The sequence below is a fragment of the Nostoc sp. DedQUE02 genome, from assembly GCF_034531035.1.
In the GTDB taxonomy this organism is placed as follows: Bacteria; Cyanobacteriota; Cyanobacteriia; order Cyanobacteriales; family Nostocaceae; genus Nostoc.
In genome coordinates, this window is sequence record NZ_JAVRBY020000082.1 from 1 (window position 1) to 17300 (window position 17300).

The window sequence follows — 17300 nt, forward strand, 5'->3', positions numbered from 1 at the left end:
GCAATTGCAACGTCTCTACAAGGATTTTGAAATAACGCAAAATTATTTTTCATACCGCAATCAGCAACGCCAAAATAAATTATGCCAAATTATTTTGTACATTTGTAGAGGCTCACATCTGTGCAATCCGAAGATGGGATGTTTTTTTTTCACTGGAAGTCCCTAAGAAGATTGATTGAACCTCCTAGCACTAAAAAAGAGGTAATTTTTTATTCCTCCTCCTACCTCCTCTGCTTCCCCTGCTCAAGCGAATATCACCATACCATCAGCTGTATCCCAATTGCGAATCAGATACTAAAAAAAAGCTGAAATTTCTCTAAAGTATTATTTAACTTAACAAATTTTAATAAATATGGCTTCAGCATCGTATCAGAATATATAAAGGCAACCGATGCGAAAACTTAAAATCATCAAGACTAGTAAGGGTTTAAAGTCTCTATGGCTTTTGCTTTATCAAAATGATGTAAAGTTTTTTAACATTTGCTGAATATCCTTCTCATAAAGCACTCAGCACTCGTAACTCAGTACTCCTGAATGCAGTTGTGAGCAAGGAGGCTAGAATATAGACAGGGAGAATAATTTTTTAGCCAAGAAATCTCTTGGATTTTAAGCTACTTTTTAAGATCGCTTTTCTAATGGAAATTACTGAATTCTTTGAACTTTCAATTGGACGATGGCGATCGCAGCGTAGCGGTCATCATTTAGCATTCGCCCACTTTGAAGAAGTACTGTCTAATATTGACATTAAGTCTCTATCCACCGATGATCCGGCGGTACTAGCAATTTGTCAATTGTATGACACTGACCCTGCCAGTATCACCCATCCTTTTCGGATGACTTGGGAAGGTGAGTCAGATTGGGACGATAAACCAATTTCTGGTAGTACTGTGCTGGTGCCAATTCCCGATATCGAAAATCCTTGTAGAGGCAAACTTCTGCGGGACAAGGGATACGCCGAAACAATTCCCGCAGTGGCTAAATATCATCTGAATGACGATGGTATTTTTACCCTATTAACAGAGTATGAACTCGCTGCTGCTGAGGAGCGAATTTGGTTTGCTAACCCAAATCTCCGATTTCGGGTAGCGATGATTAAAACCAGTGATGGTAAAGGTGTCACAACAGCTTCTTTTTCTTCAGAGATTCGCTCTTTGTCAAGTTCGACCAGTTAACAATTATTATCAGGTTAAAACATAAAACAGGAGTCAGAATTGGTGAATTGGTGAATTCTCTACCTACCAAGGGATAGAGTAATAATCAAAGAAAAATATTTAATACTAGTTTCGCCCACCAGAGGCAAAAGCGCGTAGCGGGACAAAATAAGGTTTTAAACTAATATTCAGGTCGCGGACTCGCTAACGCTGTGCCATCACCCAGTCGGACTCTGATTCATCTTGAATTCTAACCGGAGGCGGAGCGTCTCCGGCTCCGCTCCTGAGTTCTGAATTCTTCTTGATAAAAGAAATCATCTAGTTTTCTCACTCTTGAGGTTGAATATGACGATAGCGCCCAGTGAATCTAGCACCAACGCTAGCGATTTGCTCACCTTAGCCTGTTGGATGGCAGGAGATTTTAGCAACTACAAGCAATCTTTTGCAAATCCGCAACTTTACGCCCACATTCACATTTATTTTCGTCCTTTACCGATTGAATTTTTTTCTGCCATCGGTTTTTATTCTGAACAAGCTTATGATCACGATTTATGGACACCCTATCGTCAGGGAGTACATAAATTAGTCGATTGGGGTGATCGCATTTATATCGAAAATTACAGCTTAAAAGACCAGATGCTCTATGCAGGTGCTGCTCGTGAATTAGATATCCTCAAAACCATCACCCCAGAGAGCATCGAACGGCGTCATCACTGTTCAATGGTTTTCCAACGAGAAGGTGAAATGTTTCGAGGTAGTGTAGAACCGGGTAATCAATGTCTGATTAAGCGCAATGGATGCCAGACATATCTTGTCAGCGAAGTAGAAGTAACTGAGCATACTTGGATAAGTCTAGATAAAGGTATGGACATTGAAACTCACAAGCAAATATGGGGATCAACTGCTGGGCCATTGCGATTTGAAAAACGAGAAAGTTTTGCTGATGAATTACCTGCGGTGAGAGCATTATGTTGATTCAGCTTGAATCTGTTAAAACCAAAATGTTACCTCCACAAGCTGAAAAAAAGATGCGCTGCTGGATTCGCAGTCGGCACTTGATTTGTTCAGGTAACTTTTTTATATTCGAGACATTAGAATATACGACGATTGAAAGATTCTCTCAATGTGTTGCTTCTTTAGGAGGAACAGTAATATCCGTTGACCCCATTAATAAAGTTTGGATGGGCGATCATCGTCAAGTCATTTTATATCAGGCAAAAGCTAGTTTACATACGCCTCATCATACTTTGAAACAATACTGGATAAAATACGGTGGTTTCTACAGTAGATTTGATGAGCGTCTTTGAGAATCGCTATCTTGCGGAAATTCTTCTGAAAAGTGTCTATATTCCAATTCAAAATTAAGTTTTGAATTTTAAATACTCCCCAAGGGGGTTGACGGCTAATTGTTAATGTCTGATTGCTAATTTCTGATCGTGATTAGCTGTTAGTTATTAACAGTTAGCCGTCTAAGTTTGTTAGAAAATGTAACTAAAAAGCTTCCCGAAACTTGATAAATTAATCCTAACTGTAAAGGGAATTAGTAAAGCTTAGTAGTTAGGCTTTAGTAGTTATTGGTAAAACTAAGTACTAATAACTATAGGAATCTGGTTTGATTACTGAAATTATTTGCGTAGGAGGTAAGAGGCAATAGGCAATAGTCAAGAAACCTCTTTGAATTGTACTGAATTTTTTCAGAAATCAAATATGAGTCCTATAATAACTCAACCATTTAGCATTGTTGAGCAGAAGTAACCAGCCAGATGATAACAGCTTGAAAGCTTAGGAAAAAAAGTTTTTAGACTTTTGATTTTGAGAGTCAGTTGCTACTCTACGGGTTATCCAAAGTCTCTTAACCTAACGCATCAGCTGCTTTTGACTTCTACATTCTTTGCACGTCTACTAAGAGAAGCGGTACTAGCTCCCATTACTTTTAAAAATAGCCATTAGTTACTTTTACCCACACTAACCCAAGTATGCAAACCTTCATAGACGACAAAACAGGCCTTCGCCAATATCAAGCATTTTCCCAAATAGAACCTATCGAACTGTGGACTACTGCTTCAGCTGATGACATTGAAATTGTAATTCGGGCAGTTTATCGGCAAGTATTGGGTAATGCCCACATTATGGAAAGTGAGCGGCTCATTGTTCCAGAATCACAACTCAAGCAAGGCATAATCGATGTGCGTGAGTTTGTGCGTCAAATTGCCAAATCAGAATTGTATCGCTCCAGATTTTTTAATAACGTTTACCGCTACCGTGCAATTGAACTGAACTTCAAACACCTACTGGGTCGCGCTCCTGATGACTACTCAGAGACAATTTATCATAGTAACATTTTAGATGAGAAAGGTTTTGAGGCGGATATTGATTCTTATCTTGATAGCGACGAGTATCTAGATGCCTTTGGGGATAACATAGTGCCATATTACCGGGGTTACAAAACCCAAACGGGCAAAAAGATATTGGAATTTAGCAATATGCTGCAACTAGTGCGGAGCAATTCTAGCAGTGATAAGAACGTAGTCACGAATAATGAACCTCAATTGGTGCGATCGCTAATTAGTAACACTCCTTACGGTAAACTGAAACCCACGGATATTGCTGCATTGTTGGCTGAAGTGTTCAAGTCAAAACCAGAAACTGCTGCTCCAGATAATACCTTTATTACATCTCGTACAGCAGCCGAACAAAGCTTGCGGCAAAAGATTCAAGAGCAAGAAAGCCAAATTGCAACTTTACAACAACAACTAGCAGACTTAAGACCTTTTGCCAGCATCGGTGCAACAAAATTTAGTAGTAGTTGGCAGTCTTCTAGCTCTGTGACAAGCACAGGTGAATATACATCTTTGCAACAGCAAGCTGACGCGCAAGAAAAACAGATTGCAGCTTTGCAAGAGCAAGTTGCTGATTCTCGACGTTCTGCCACAATTGGAGAAGCGCGGTTGAATAAGTGGCGCAGTCGCATTTTTAATGGCTAATTTCTCTATTGTTTAGTTTTGTCAGGTGGGTTAGGCTTTTCTTAACTCACCTGTTTTATTTCCTGATATTTTCCGAACCAGCTTGAAACAACAAATAATCAGAAAGTGTCTGAATTATTGTTTTACATAGACTTGTAACTTATGAAAAAAGCTAGCGTTTATCGATATTCTACTTATGGACTAATTGGGTTAATATCCTTAACCGCTATCTTAAGTACAGCGACATCTGCTTTAACACAGTTAGCAGACGATTCTCCAATTTTGCAAACTCCTATCCCTGCTTCTAACTTAATCTGGCCGACTCAAGGGTTTATTTCTCAAGGTTTCCGCAAATATCAACATGAAGGAATTGATATTGCCGGGACTTCTGGAACTCCTATTGTTGCTGCTGCATCCGGTACAGTTGTAAAAGCAGGTTGGGATAATTGGGGATTAGGAAATGCCATAACTATTAAACATGCCGACGGCAGCATTACTGTTTATGGTCACAATCGCCGTTTGTTGGTAAGCAAGAATCAACAGGTCATTCAAGGTCAAATTATTGCCGAAATGGGATCTACAGGCAATAGCACAGCACCTCATCTGCACTTTGAAGTTCATCCAAATGGCCGAATAGCAGTTGACCCCCTTCGTCTGTTGACATCCATAACTGCAAATGTTGCCTCTGGTTCTAAACTTCAGCAAGTCGATAACCCAAACCTCCCTGTCTCGACACCCCCAGTCGCAAAGCAAGTTTCACCTTCACAGCCAATTCCCATAGATTTTGCACCTGTGAGCATTGATACTAAATGCAATGGAATTACCATCATTGAAGGTGAGACTGCTAGCACTCGCGTAAAAGTCTGTGAAGAAAATGGTCAGTTATTTTATATTGGGCAGTTGAAACAAAATCCAAATCAGCCTATAAAGATACAAGCTTTGAATATTGGTAAAAGCAGATATCGAGCAGATAATGGTAGCTTTTCTTATTTAATCACTCCTCAAAGAGTGGAAGTTTGGCGAAACGGCAGTCAAATACGTTATGACAATTTTTATACTTTAACAAAATCGCCATAGAGTATTGGGTGACTAAAAGTCGGGACTACACAAGCCAATACTGCGTAGGTTTTGAAGATTTGTAGGTTGGGTTAAACTTTAGTGTTACGCAACAAAGCCCTGGAAATGTTGGGTTTCGTTCTACAAACGCCACTTGTTTCTCCCAAGGGGAGACGCTGCGCGTAGCAAGATCCCCGAAGGGGTACAAGTCGGGAAACCGCAAGGGCGCAGTGGCTCCTCAACCTACACATTTTTTTACCGTTAATCGAGCAGTATTGCTACACAAGCTCTCGTCCACCGACCTGGACTGAAAGAAAATCAAGGGTTTTGTTAAAAATTAACTGTTGATTGCAGCAACTGGTACTGGGTTATTTGGTACAGAGCCATTATTTAGGATAGGCTGGCGGGTTTTCAGGTCAAATTTGAAGCCATGTGGCAAAATATGAAGTTTTGCTCCACAAATCGCCAAAGACTCGTCCTTCAATATCTCGCCCATATTGTTATATGTAGCCTCTGATTCATCAACAATCGTAACCGCACCTTCACCAATCACTTCAATTTGGTTATCTGTCACAACCATAGCGGTGTTTTCGTCGATACCAAATCCCAAGACCGCAGGTTCTAATATTAAAGCTGAAATTAATCGTCCCAAGCGTCCACGCTGAGAAAAATGCTGGTCAATTACTACCCCTGGTAAAAATCCCATACCTGGGCCCATTTCAACAGTTTCAATCCGAGGATGTGTTTGGGAGTCACCTTCGACAATCATTTTATCTGGCATCACAGCAGCTCCGGCGCTTGTGCCTGCGATAACTACACCTTCCGAGAAGCGTTGGTGAATCGCCGCATCGATTTCGGTATCCTTGAGGATGCTGGTAATACGAGCCTGGTCTCCCCCAGTAAAAAATACTCCAGTTGCCTTCTTAATAGCTTCCAATGCGGTAGACGAAGATGCATCTTCACGGGTTTCTGTATCTATGATGCGAACATTTTCGGCTCCCAGCCGCTCAAATACTCTGATATAATTTTCACCCACTTCTCTTGGTAGTTCTGTCGCTGCTGTCAGAATTACAATGTACGCCTTTGTACCTCCAGCGCGTCGTACAAAGTCTCGCAGAATTACCGAATCCCCTTCTTTGTCTTCGGCTCCCCCAATAATTACCAACTGCCGTTTGATATTAGTTTCCACCATGATGCCCCCTGGATTTGAATTAATAAATCTCACTAAACCATGACAATTAAAACTATCCAATCATCCCTTTGGTAGATTACTTGACACAAGTAGGATTAACATTTGTTTGCGTAGACGCAGAGCGGCTTGTCGTTAGACATCGCAATTAGACCAAAAGTTTTTTATGCTAAATAAAATTCACAATGTCAACTGCCTCTAGAGGTCTTTTCTAGAGGCATTATTGGCTATGTTACTAATTGCTTATTAGAGATTTGTTGTGCGATCGCGAGTAGATTTAGCATTGACTCTAGCTGGGTGCAATTAGAGATTTGATGGCAAATGCTAATGAACCCGACTTCTGTAAAGTAAGTTGGTTAAGAAAAAACGTGCTTGTTCTAGTGGGAGATGTCTGGGTTTGCCTTGGTAAACAATTTGATACTCATCCATATCTTCCCCATCTCCATGTCCAGAGATCAGCTTTTGGTGAAAAGCTTCGTCAGCAAGTTCTCGAATTTCATCTCTTAGAGCAGCTTGTGTGCTATTCATACTTTGCTGTCTTTACTTTGGTGTTTTTTTAATACCCCACATTTATTTATACACATTCTTGATGGGTGTTGCACCTTTCAAAGGTTATATCTTTGATTATTCATGAGGATGAATTGAACAGCTATTTGGGATAGAAGAATTGTTTGATTCATGCTCTATTCTTTGTGGGCGAAACCAATCTAAAAGACGCTCGCTCCTCGCTCTTGGCGTATTGCTACGACGAAAGCTCCACTAACGTCTAGCGTCTCCAAGAGTTGCCATACCGTTGGCGGCGAGTGTATCTTCCCTTCTCCCATTCGTGAGAGGCTAGCACCAAGGGAGAAGGAAGACTTTACGCTGCGCGATCGCAAATTTAAAATTCAAAATTGTTTGACTGTTCTTGATTCTAGCTAAAGAATGGAGATTTAATTATGCCTTGAGATAGTTGAAAATGCTTAATAATAGAGTTAGCGTGGGTTCTGATTAGTTCAATGACTTTGCCATCACTCTCCAAAAAAAAAGTGAATTAATCTAAAATCACTAAAGTATGAGTAATCACAACTCAGCATTGAAATCCCAGGGTGTTTAGCCAAAGGTTCGGAATAAATGGTTCTACAAAAAAGCAGTGAATTAGTCCGCATTAATGCTAGAAGAACGGATGTATTCGATATTTTCAACTTCAAGCATTACGTTGGGCCCAATCCTTATTTAGATGTCGGGGCGCTAGTATTTGATTTTACTGTAATTGAGTCTAGGGAGCCTTTGCCCATTGAAGATTATATTAGGAGCATTGGCGATCGCTATCCAAATCTTCGCGATCAAACCTACGAATCTTATGCCCATCTCTTTGCCCAAGTTGTATCCGAAGCCGGAAAGCTAGATATGGATTTACACCTTAACCACTGGAGTGTTAAGCCATATCCAAATCTCACACGAATTAGTGTCCAATCACTACATGAACGCACAACTAGAGAGGTAATTTACTTTGTTTGGGATTGGTTTGAAGCCATTACCCAAGACGAAGACTTCGCTTTTGATGAAGAACTGGTGAAGCTGCAAGATAGATTTCGCGCATCTGTATACGGTGGCCCCACGGTTTACGCCCTATTGCGAACAGCCTACGAGAAAGGTATTCCCGCTTTTTATTTGTGGGAAGAAGGATTGATGCAATATGGCTTTGGAAAAAAACACGTCCGGGGGGTAGCAACAACATTTAACTGTGATAGCCATCTAGATTCGGAGTTCACCACCCGCAAAGATGACTGTAAGGCATTTTTAAAAACATTGGGTTTTCCAGTACCTGAAGGTAGTATCGTCTTTTCCGAGAAGGAAGCCTTAGCGGCAGCAAGAGAAATTGGCTATCCAGTAGCAGTTAAGCCAGTGGTAGGTCACAAAGGAATTGGTGTAACGGCTGATGTGCAAGACTCGAAAGAACTGATATCTGCTTATAATAGGTCACTGGCAGCGATTCCCGAAAATCAGCAAACCCGAATAATTGTTGAAAAAAGCATCTCAGGATCGGATTTTCGTTTGTTGTGTGTCAATGGTCGATTCGTCGCCGCCACAGAACGCCGTCCCGCATCGGTTGTTGGTGATGGGTATTTAACGCTTGCAGAGTTAATTCGCCAAGAGAATCGCAAACCTGCACGCTTAGACACACCAACTTCGCCGATGAGTAAAATTCAAATCGATGAAGCGATGGAACTCTATCTAGAAGAACAGCGCCTATCATTAGATAGCGTGATTGAGAAGGGACGCACTGTTTATCTGCGTAAAGTCGCCAATCTTTCAGCCGGAGGAATGAGCATCGATGCAACCCCGACAGTTCATGCTGATAATATTATCTTGGCCCAAGATATTGCCCAACATTTCCAGCTAACTTGTCTGGGGATTGATGTCATTACCAAAAGTCTCGCAGATTCTTGGAAATCTAGTAACTTTGCCATTCTGGAAATTAATGCTGCACCAGGTGTTTTAATGCATCTGAAACCTTCTGTTGGTGAAAGCGTTGATGTACCTTCTCATATTTTAGAAACATTTTTTGAGTCGGGTACAGATGCCAGGATACCAATTATTACCTTTAATAAAATCTCAGTTGAAGAACTAGAAGCGACGATTGACCATATCCTTTTGCAACATCCCAACTGGATAATAGGCGCTGTTTGTCGTGATGCCGTTTTTGTGAATCGCTCGAAAAAAGTATTAAGCAAAGATTACAACAGTAATGTCCAAACTTTGCTGCGTCATCCCAAACTTGATTTGCTAATTGCCGAGTACCCTGAAGAGATCCTCGAAGAACAGGGTGTATTTTACCAGAATAGTAATATCGTAGTTTTGGATAATCCCACCGAAATTGAGATGTTACTGGTGCGCGATGTTTTTGATAATTCGACTGTGGTGATTAGAAAAGGCAACGATATTTCTATTCGTCGCAAAGGATTGATTGAAGATTATACCTTGGGTGATGATGAACCATTTACGCGCGTTTATTTGAAAGAAACTGGAGCGATTTTGGAAGTTAAATAAATAGGCGCTTCAGATTGGGGAGCAGGGGGAGCAGGGAGCATACTTCGACTGCGCTCAGTACAAGGGGAGAAGGGAGGAGAGTTTTCCCCTCAGCAAGAGCAGCACCCTGCCCCTCTGCCTCTTTCCAATACCCAGTTCAAGCTTCCAAGGGTGGAGTCAGGTAAACTAAAGAAGAAATTGCTTAATAACTTAATAAGTTTTAATAATTCTGTTATGAGTACTGATTCACCTGTTAATTCTCCCGAAAAACCTGAATCTACATTTGGGAAGCGTCTGAGAAACTTCTTAATTGTAATGGTAGCGATCGCACTCAGCGTTTCCCTCGTCTTAGGATTGCGAACTGAAACAACCACGGCTACCCTTGCCAAGTTAAGCGAGACTTCTACACCATTGGAAGTAGCAATCAGCAACGGCAAACCTTCTCTAGTAGAGTTTTATGCTGATTGGTGTACTGTCTGCCAGAAAATGGCCCCAGATATCACTCAACTAGAAACAGAGTATGCTGACAAGATGAATTTTGTCATGCTGAATGTGGATAATACCAAGTGGCTGCCGGAAATGCTGAAATATCGGGTAGATGGGATTCCCCATTTTGTATTTTTGAGTCAGCAAGGAGAAACCATAGCCCAAGCGATCGGCGATCAACCCCGAACGATTATGGCTAGCAACTTAGAAGCTTTGGTTACTGGTGCGTCTCTTCCTTATGCTCAAGCTAGCGGCAAAGTTTCCAGATTTTCAGCCCCAGTAGCACCAACGGCTAATCAAGATGACCCCCGCAGTCATGGCAGCCAAGTGGTAAATTAACGTAAGTTCGACGAACCTCTCCCTCCCAGCCTCCCTCTCCGAAACGGAAAGGGAGGAGGAACGAATTCAGCTTTTGCTCCCCTCTCCGTGTCGGAGAGGGGTTGGGGGAGAGGTCAAATAATACTTGTCGAATAGATGCAACCCGGAAGGCGTTTGCGGATGCTTGCAACTATGCCAATCAGGAATTCTTGTTAACTACTCGTTGTTGATATTCCTGCTCAGTAATCATATCAAGGGTGTTTTCTAGACGATCTACAAATACGATACCGTCGAGATGATCGTACTCGTGTTGAAAAATCCGAGCGATAAAATCGGTTAATTCTTGCTTTTGTAAGTTGCCTTGAGAGTCAGTATATTCTACTTCAATAGCTTTATAGCGAGGAATTAACCCTCTAATTCCTGGAACACTTAAACAGCCTTCCCAATCTTTAACAACTTCAGTTGAATGAGCAATGATTTTGGGATTAATCATTGCAGTAGGTTCCATTTCTGGGGCGTTGGGATACCTGGCATTAGGACGGGAAGCCACAATAAATAAACGATAAGATTCTGCTACTTGAGGTGCAGCAATTCCCACACCGTTAGCCTTGGCAACAGTGGCAATTAAGTCTTCAATTAATTTTTGGATATGCTCATCTTGAATATTCTCAACCCAAGCAGCTTTTTGGCGCAATGTTGGATTGCCTAATTGAATTATTGGCGCTAATTCAGTCATGATAAAACTCCTTTAGGTAATGGGGAATGGGGAATGGGGAATGGGAAATGGGGAATGGGAAATGGGGAATGGGGAATGGGGAATGGGAAATGGGGAATGGAGAATGGGAAATGGGGAATTTTTATAATTCCTGCCTATTGCCTATTGCCTATTGCCTATTGCCTCACTTCGACTACGCTCAGTGACCACCTGCCTCCTGCCTCCTAACATCATCCTTCACGTCTTACTGGCAAAGGTGCAGGTTGAACTCCTACTTGGACAATTTGCCCGTTACGTTCCACTTCTATTGGTAACTTAGTACCGATTTTGCTCTTTTCTACTAGCTTTTGTACATCTTCAATTTTAGTAACAGGCTGGCTATTAATGCTTTTAATCACATCGCCGACTCGTAGCCCAGCTACAGATGCAGGCGATCGCGGCACAATCTCAACCAGCAAAACGCCGTCATCTGCTGTCAGATTTAAGCGATCGCCAGCTACATTTTTTATTCTTTCTTTATTTTCTGGTGTCAATGTCACCATCTGCACACCCAAATAAGGATGATCTACCTTGCCTTTAGCAATTAATTCTTGAGCAATCCTTTGCACAGTGTTAATGGGAATCGCAAATCCTAAACCTTGAGCGCCTCGAATAATTGCTGTGTTCATTGCAATCACTTGACCACGAGCATTGAGCAATGGCCCACCAGAATTTCCAGGGTTAATCGCTGCATCCGTTTGGATATAATCAACCCGCTTGTCACTAGCACCGATGTCGCTACTAGAACGACCTGTAGCGCTAATAATCCCAGAAGTGACGGTATTATTCAAGCCTAATGGATTACCGATCGCAATTACAGCTTCTCCTGGTTGCAAAGCATCAGAGTTACCCACAGCTAAAGTTGGCAAATTATTCGCATCAATTTTGATCGTCGCCACATCAGTTACCGGGTCTTCACCCAAAACTTTACCGTCAAAAGTCCGGCCATCTTTAAGCGTGACAGTCACTCTATCAGCACCGTCTACCACATGGGAATTGGTCACAATTTGACCTGAAGAATTAATGATAAATCCAGAACCACTACCCCGTTCTACGCGTTGTCTCGGCTGTGGCGCTGCGTCTCCAAAAAACCGCCGGAAAAATGGATCGTTAAATTCGTCTGGTACGCGAGAAGTGATTGTTCGAGAAGAATCAATGCGAACTACCGCAGGCCCCACCTGTTGTACTACTTTCACTATAAAATTAGGATCTCCAGAAGAAGAGAAAATTTGCGGGGGGACAATTACCGGATTAGCCGGATTAGGTTGTGTTGTCTTTTCGGCTTGAGCCTCACTTTGTTGAGCCTCAAAGGTTTTAGCAGGTAAAAGAGAGCAGCTCCCCAGGAACATCACTGCTACCCCGTATGAAAGCATCCACAACCTATGAGGTAAACCCCTGTTTTCAATCTTTTTGGGCGCTGAGTGATGATTTGTTGTCTTCATGTGTCGTTGCTTCTCCGTATCAGTCAGTGGGTGTTAGGATCTTGCCTACTGGGTATGTCCCAAAATGGTTACAACTTAAAAGCTTATTTTAGGTCTAGCGTGTCTCAATGCTAAATTAGTGCTTTCACTTCTATTGTGACGATTAGCAGCAAAGGTGGTGGATAATGGAAATTCCCATAGATACTCTGTGGAGTCAGGTACTAGAGCGCCTAAAGCTTGAACTATCCCGACCGACCTTTGAAACTTGGATCAAAACTGCTAGTGCAGAGCGATTAGAAAATAATTGCTTGGTTATCCGCACTCCTAACCCATTTGCTCGTAATTGGTTACAGAAGTATTACATCAATACCATTGCTCATGTAGTACAAGATATTCTCGGTCATCCTGTAGGAATTTACATTACTGTTGCTCAAGGTGATGAAGTTTCTCATTTTAGTGAACGAGAGGTTTCTTGGGAATCACCAAATCCTAACAATATTTCTGAAGCTGTTGGGAATCACAATCATAAAACTACTGACTTAAATTCTAAATATGTCTTTTCGCGATTTGTAGTTGGTGCTAACAATCGTATGGCTCACGCTGCTTCTTTAGCAGTTGCAGAATCTCCGGGTAAAGAGTTTAATCCTTTATTTTTATGCGGTGGTGTAGGTTTAGGTAAAACTCATCTGATGCAAGCTATTGGTCATTATCGCTGGAAAATTTCTCCTGATTGTAAAATATTTTATGTTTCTACTGAGCAGTTTACTAATGATTTAATTACAGCGATTCGTAAGGATAGTATGCAGAGTTTCCGAGAGCATTACCGAGCCGCCGATCTTTTATTAGTTGATGATATTCAGTTTCTAGACGGAAAAGAATACACCCAAGAAGAGTTTTTTTATACTTTTAATACTTTACATGAGGCCGGTAAACAAGTTGTCATTGCTTCCGATCGTCCTCCTAACCAGATTCCTAGCTTGCAAGAACGTCTTTGTTCTCGGTTTTCTATGGGTTTAATTGCAGATATCCAAAAGCCGGATTTAGAAACTCGAATGGCAATTTTGCAAAAAAAGGCTGAGGATGAAAATATTAGTCTTCCCCGCGATGTGATTGAGTATATTGCTTCTAACTATACTTCTAATATTCGAGAATTAGAAGGAGCTTTAATTCGGGCGGTGGCTTATATTTCCATTTGGGGATTACCGATGACGGTAGAAAATATCACACCAGTTTTAGAACCGCCTAACGAAAAAATGGCAGCTACCCCAGAAGCAATTTTAAAGGTAGTGGCGGATAATTTTGATGTTTCTATAGACGACCTCAAAAGTAACTCACGACGAAGAGAGATTAGCTGGGCGCGTCAATTAGGGATGTATCTCATGCGCCAACACACGACTTTGAGTTTGCCAAGAATTGGCGAGGAGTTTGGTGGTAAAGACCATACAACGGTAATCTATAGTTGCGATAAAATTACTCAACTCCAGGAGAGCGATCGCACTTTAGCACAAACAATCCGCCAACTGAGCGATCGCATCAATATGACTAGCCGTTCTCAAAAACCATCCTGAAGATGTATTTTAAGTTTTCCACAACCAGCAGTGCGATCGCTAGCTTTGATGGCTCAATAATTACGCGAAAAGATTAAGTAACAGATAAAAATTGATTAAATCTAACTTAGATTGTGGAAAAATCTTACTTTTTGTGGATAAATCTGTGGATAACTTGAGATATTGCTGATAAAACTTAATGAAGTATAATTACTTTGTGGAAAAACTATTGTACTTTTCCACAAGTTTTCCACAAGATAAGCTTGCTTGATTTATGATTTCAACAGAAATTGTGGCAGGTTTTCCGCAATTTCCTGGCATTACTATTGCAAATACTCTACTCACTCTACCGACAACTCACCGAGTACCAAAAGCCTCAACTCTATCACTCGCTTCAAAGCTGTATCATTGGTCAAAAACGTCTCACAACCAGCAATTATTGCCGCCGCTACCTGCAATGCATCGGGTAACTGAAGGTTATAACGCACCCGAATTCTCGCAGCTTCTCGCGCAACATTAGCATTAATCTCCACAAAAACTACTTGTTCTTGTTGCAACACATCGACAAAAGCCTGCTCTAAATCCACTAACCCCAGACGTATAGCGCCCACCAAACACTCTGATAACGTTATTGCAGATGCTACTGCTGTAATGTCAGCTTCTAAGCGATCAAAAATTGGATCTACAAAATCCACAAACTGCGGATTGCGTTCTACAAAATAAATTACGGGTGCTGTATCAAGAAATAAGCGAGAAATTCCACCTAACGCATCACTAATTCTCATTCCTCTCCTCAGAACAACCGTTCTCGATGCTCATCTCCTTCCCGTCGAGTCCGCGAAACCCATTCCTGAGCATCCTCACCCAATAGCGGATAGGATGCCATACCCTTCAAATCGCTCCACTTGCGTTTTGGTTGTGCTTGAGTGATATGTTTCTTCATACGCTCCACCAAATGCCCCATTACCATCAATTGCTCCTCTGGAGTTAATTGCTCAATCTCGCTTAAAATTTTTTCAACTGAAGGACTCATCAACTTAACTCTTATCAACTGCTGTAAATTTTAGCGTCTTTAACTCTTGGATATATAGGAATCCGGTTTGATTGCTGAAATCACTTGTGTAGGTAGGCAATAGGCAAAAGGCAATAGGCAAGAGAATTTCAGAAGATTAGGGTGTACTGAATTTTTTTCACGCAATCAAATATGAGTCCTATATAGGTAATAAGTATTAATGAACTTGTTTCTAGAGACACAGCAAGACAAAAACTTCCTTTTGTCAATCAATTAAAGTACTCAAAATAGTCTTAATAAGAATGATAATTGTGCATAAGGGCAGGGGAGGCAAGCGTCACTTGCCTCCCCTGCCTCTATTTAATTATCATTATCCTGAAGGCTTTTGACAACTTACAGCAGTTTTCGATCAAACCCACCACAAAAATAAATCCCAGTATTGCTTTTAGTACTTTTATCTGTGGCACGTTTGATTGCAATTCGCTGTAAATTTCCTGTTGGATCTTAGCTAACTCATATTCGCACCCGACACCCCATTCATAGATCCATTTACAGAAGAAGGCTGAACAGAATTGGCTGCTAAAGGATTGGTGACTTTGGAATTGTCTACTACGCTTCGTTTTTTCTTGCTATTACTTCGTCGCGTACCACCCGCCATCTCGTATTCCTGGCTGGTTTTACCGTAACGGCTGCCAACTCCTAGTAACATTTTTTCTGACATTGTTATTACAGCCTGTTCTGCGTTCTTCACATCATCTGTGAGTTTATCAATGGAAGATAAAGCAGTGTTGTAGGCAGCAAGCTTAGATCGGAGATCGTTAATTGTTGCATTGTAAGCTTGTATAGTCAGTCCTTCGCCAAAGTCAAGTTCTACACTGATAGATTGTAAACTTTCAATTCGGCGATCGGCTTTTTCTAAAACGCTGGAGTTTCTTTTAGGACGTGCCATCATTCATCTCTCCCAGTAAACAATGGTACTGTTTTATACAAAAAATTCCTTGATTGTCATCAGAAAATATAACAAAATCAGTTGCGTAGGCGTAGCCCTTCGGCTGCGCTCAGGAACCGCCCATCGTAGAGATCGCACCTGTAAACCTATAGTTGATTTCACTTAAACTATTTTGTAATTTTAGTAATAAATAGATTTATAAGTTTATTACGACAATTGTTGCAATGATTTAAACGTTTCTTATACATAGAGGATCAATTGTTGCAAAGTATGAATGCTTTGCTGCAACTGCTTATATGTTTGCAAGAAATGCTTAAACGTTTCTTATATATCGCGCAACATTAGCTGCAATCGTTTGAGTTTTTACAAGTCTGGAGCGTAGGCGTAGCCCGCATTTCTCTACAAGATGCTCCGCGTAGCTTGCTTCCCCGGAGGGGTACGGTTGCGCGGTAATCGAGCAACTTGCACTGAGTTTCGACTACGCGGTAATCGAGCGACTTGCACTGAGCGGCGTCGAAGTGAGTCGAGATTCAACTATCGCGGCGTCGTTGGCGCAGCCTCTCCGACAGGAGAAGTGAGTCGAGATTCAGTGACCGTTGTAGACATCGCCTTTGCCAACTCTCATAAGATAGAATCGCCCCTTGAAGCCTGTTAACGTGATAAATAAAGTTCTATTGCTATTGAGGCAGATAATTTATGACAGCCAGAGAGCAACTTATTCAGGAAATTGAGCAGGTTTCAGATTCTCTAGTAGAAGAAGTGCTAAATTTCTTGCTATTTATAAAAGGTAGACAGGATCAGAAAAATTCTACATCTCATGATGAAAAAAACCAGCCAGGAGAGCAAAGCATTTTAGAGCGTATGGGAGGAGTACCTCAACATTTACTCTCTGTTGGTAATTTATCAGACCGAGACGTTCGGAGAGCGATTATTGCATCACGGATAAAGCAAAGCCACCAACAGGAATCATGACCTATTATCCTACGATTTTGGTAGATACAGGTTTGTTGGTTGCCTTTTACGACTCAGCAGATTCATATCACAATCGAGTGGTTGAGTTTTTTGCTGGATGTACCAGTCGATTGCTGACGAGTGAAGGTTGTGTCACTGAAGTGATGTGGTTATTAGCCTCTGACTGGCAGGTGCAAAACGAGTTTCTGTCCCACCTAGCAAATCACATATATGAGTGTGAATTCCTTACGTCTCAAGATTTTGCTCGGATTGCTGAACTGAATGCCCAGTACGCTGATTTGCCAGCAGATTTTTCAGATTTATCCCTCGTGGCAATTTCTGAACGCCTGAATATCGCTGCAATTGCCACACTAGATAAAGATTTTGATATTTATCGGCGCTATCGTAACCAACTGTTTACACGAGTTTTCTATCCTTAAGTAATTTTGCCAGCGATCGCCTATAAACAATAAGGAAGGATGTTACCATAT

18 protein-coding genes are annotated in these 17300 nt (G+C 41.4%); 11 read left to right on the plus strand and 7 right to left on the minus strand.

Annotated elements, in window-relative coordinates; genetic code table 11:
• Window positions 1-635 precede the first annotated feature (635 nt).
• The 5 genes from RMX98_RS32740 to RMX98_RS32760 all read left to right on the plus strand — a co-directional run bounded on the left by RMX98_RS32740 (window position 636) and on the right by RMX98_RS32760 (window position 5191).
• Window positions 636-1172, plus strand: coding sequence for a phycobiliprotein lyase (locus tag RMX98_RS32740; RefSeq protein WP_322678411.1), 537 nt, complete (start codon window positions 636-638; stop codon window positions 1170-1172).
• 324 nt (window positions 1173-1496) lie between these two features.
• Window positions 1497-2126 carry a chromophore lyase CpcT/CpeT gene (locus RMX98_RS32745; RefSeq protein WP_322678410.1) on the plus strand — a complete coding sequence of 210 codons (630 nt, stop codon included), beginning with the start codon at window positions 1497-1499 and terminating at the stop codon, window positions 2124-2126.
• Window positions 2120-2458: a CpeR family transcriptional regulator gene (locus RMX98_RS32750; protein WP_322678409.1), complete on the plus strand. Its 339-nt coding sequence runs from the start codon at window positions 2120-2122 to the stop codon at window positions 2456-2458. The genes RMX98_RS32745 and RMX98_RS32750 overlap by 7 nt, the downstream gene beginning before the upstream one ends.
• A 669-nt stretch (window positions 2459-3127) precedes the next feature.
• Window positions 3128-4135, plus strand: coding sequence for a phycobilisome rod-core linker polypeptide (locus RMX98_RS32755; protein WP_322678408.1), 1008 nt, complete (start codon window positions 3128-3130; stop codon window positions 4133-4135).
• Between the two features lie 141 nt (window positions 4136-4276).
• Window positions 4277-5191, plus strand: a complete 915-nt coding sequence (locus RMX98_RS32760) for a M23 family metallopeptidase (RefSeq protein ID WP_322678407.1) — start codon at window positions 4277-4279, stop codon at window positions 5189-5191.
• Between the two features lie 316 nt (window positions 5192-5507).
• Here the strand turns inward: RMX98_RS32760 and RMX98_RS32765 are convergent, their stop codons facing one another.
• Window positions 5508-6362, minus strand: coding sequence for a cyanophycinase (locus tag RMX98_RS32765; protein ID WP_322678406.1), 855 nt, complete (start codon window positions 6360-6362; stop codon window positions 5508-5510).
• 321 nt (window positions 6363-6683) lie between these two features.
• The gene (locus tag RMX98_RS32770) at window positions 6684-6887 is read right to left on the minus strand and encodes a hypothetical protein (RefSeq protein WP_322678405.1); all 204 of its coding nucleotides are present in this window, start codon (window positions 6885-6887) and stop codon (window positions 6684-6686) included.
• Window positions 6888-7472: 585 nt separating this feature from the next.
• On the opposite strand from RMX98_RS32770, the gene RMX98_RS32775 reads away from it, so the two are divergent.
• Both RMX98_RS32775 and RMX98_RS32780 read left to right on the plus strand, forming a co-directional pair.
• Window positions 7473-9392 carry an acetate--CoA ligase family protein gene (locus tag RMX98_RS32775; protein WP_322678404.1) on the plus strand — a complete coding sequence of 640 codons (1920 nt, stop codon included), beginning with the start codon at window positions 7473-7475 and terminating at the stop codon, window positions 9390-9392.
• 213 nt (window positions 9393-9605) lie between these two features.
• Window positions 9606-10196, plus strand: coding sequence for a thioredoxin family protein (locus tag RMX98_RS32780; protein WP_322678403.1), 591 nt, complete (start codon window positions 9606-9608; stop codon window positions 10194-10196).
• 178 nt (window positions 10197-10374) lie between these two features.
• Here RMX98_RS32780 and def read toward each other — a convergent pair whose 3' ends face one another.
• On the minus strand, window positions 10375-10911 hold the full coding sequence (gene def, locus RMX98_RS32785; RefSeq protein ID WP_322678402.1) for a peptide deformylase: 537 nt from the start codon (window positions 10909-10911) through the stop codon (window positions 10375-10377).
• 209 nt (window positions 10912-11120) lie between these two features.
• Window positions 11121-12371 carry an HhoA/HhoB/HtrA family serine endopeptidase gene (locus RMX98_RS32790; protein ID WP_322678401.1) on the minus strand — a complete coding sequence of 417 codons (1251 nt, stop codon included), beginning with the start codon at window positions 12369-12371 and terminating at the stop codon, window positions 11121-11123.
• 164 nt (window positions 12372-12535) lie between these two features.
• On the opposite strand from RMX98_RS32790, the gene dnaA reads away from it, so the two are divergent.
• Complete coding sequence (dnaA, locus tag RMX98_RS32795; RefSeq protein WP_322678400.1) at window positions 12536-13918, plus strand: chromosomal replication initiator protein DnaA; 1383 nt, start codon at window positions 12536-12538, stop codon at window positions 13916-13918.
• A gap of 320 nt (window positions 13919-14238) precedes the next feature.
• On the opposite strand, the gene RMX98_RS32800 is transcribed toward dnaA, so the two are convergent.
• The 3 genes from RMX98_RS32800 to RMX98_RS32810 all read right to left on the minus strand — a co-directional run bounded on the left by RMX98_RS32800 (window position 14239) and on the right by RMX98_RS32810 (window position 15861).
• Window positions 14239-14682: a PIN domain-containing protein gene (locus tag RMX98_RS32800; RefSeq protein ID WP_322678399.1), complete on the minus strand. Its 444-nt coding sequence runs from the start codon at window positions 14680-14682 to the stop codon at window positions 14239-14241.
• A gap of 8 nt (window positions 14683-14690) precedes the next feature.
• The gene (locus RMX98_RS32805; RefSeq protein ID WP_322678398.1) at window positions 14691-14930 is read right to left on the minus strand and encodes a hypothetical protein; all 240 of its coding nucleotides are present in this window, start codon (window positions 14928-14930) and stop codon (window positions 14691-14693) included.
• A gap of 487 nt (window positions 14931-15417) precedes the next feature.
• Entirely contained in the window at window positions 15418-15861 is a 444-nt protein-coding gene (locus tag RMX98_RS32810; protein WP_322678397.1) for a hypothetical protein, read from the minus strand.
• Window positions 15862-16264: 403 nt separating this feature from the next.
• On the opposite strand from RMX98_RS32810, the gene RMX98_RS32815 reads away from it, so the two are divergent.
• The 3 genes from RMX98_RS32815 to RMX98_RS32825 are packed head-to-tail and all read left to right on the plus strand — an operon-like array spanning window position 16265 to window position 17249.
• On the plus strand, window positions 16265-16513 hold the full coding sequence (locus RMX98_RS32815) for a hypothetical protein (RefSeq protein WP_322678396.1): 249 nt from the start codon (window positions 16265-16267) through the stop codon (window positions 16511-16513).
• A 41-nt stretch (window positions 16514-16554) separates the two neighbouring features.
• Window positions 16555-16830 carry a hypothetical protein gene (locus RMX98_RS32820; RefSeq protein WP_322678395.1) on the plus strand — a complete coding sequence of 92 codons (276 nt, stop codon included), beginning with the start codon at window positions 16555-16557 and terminating at the stop codon, window positions 16828-16830.
• Window positions 16827-17249, plus strand: a complete 423-nt coding sequence (locus RMX98_RS32825; RefSeq protein ID WP_322678394.1) for a PIN domain-containing protein — start codon at window positions 16827-16829, stop codon at window positions 17247-17249. Before RMX98_RS32820 ends, RMX98_RS32825 begins: the two co-directional genes overlap by 4 nt.
• Window positions 17250-17300 lie beyond the last annotated feature (51 nt).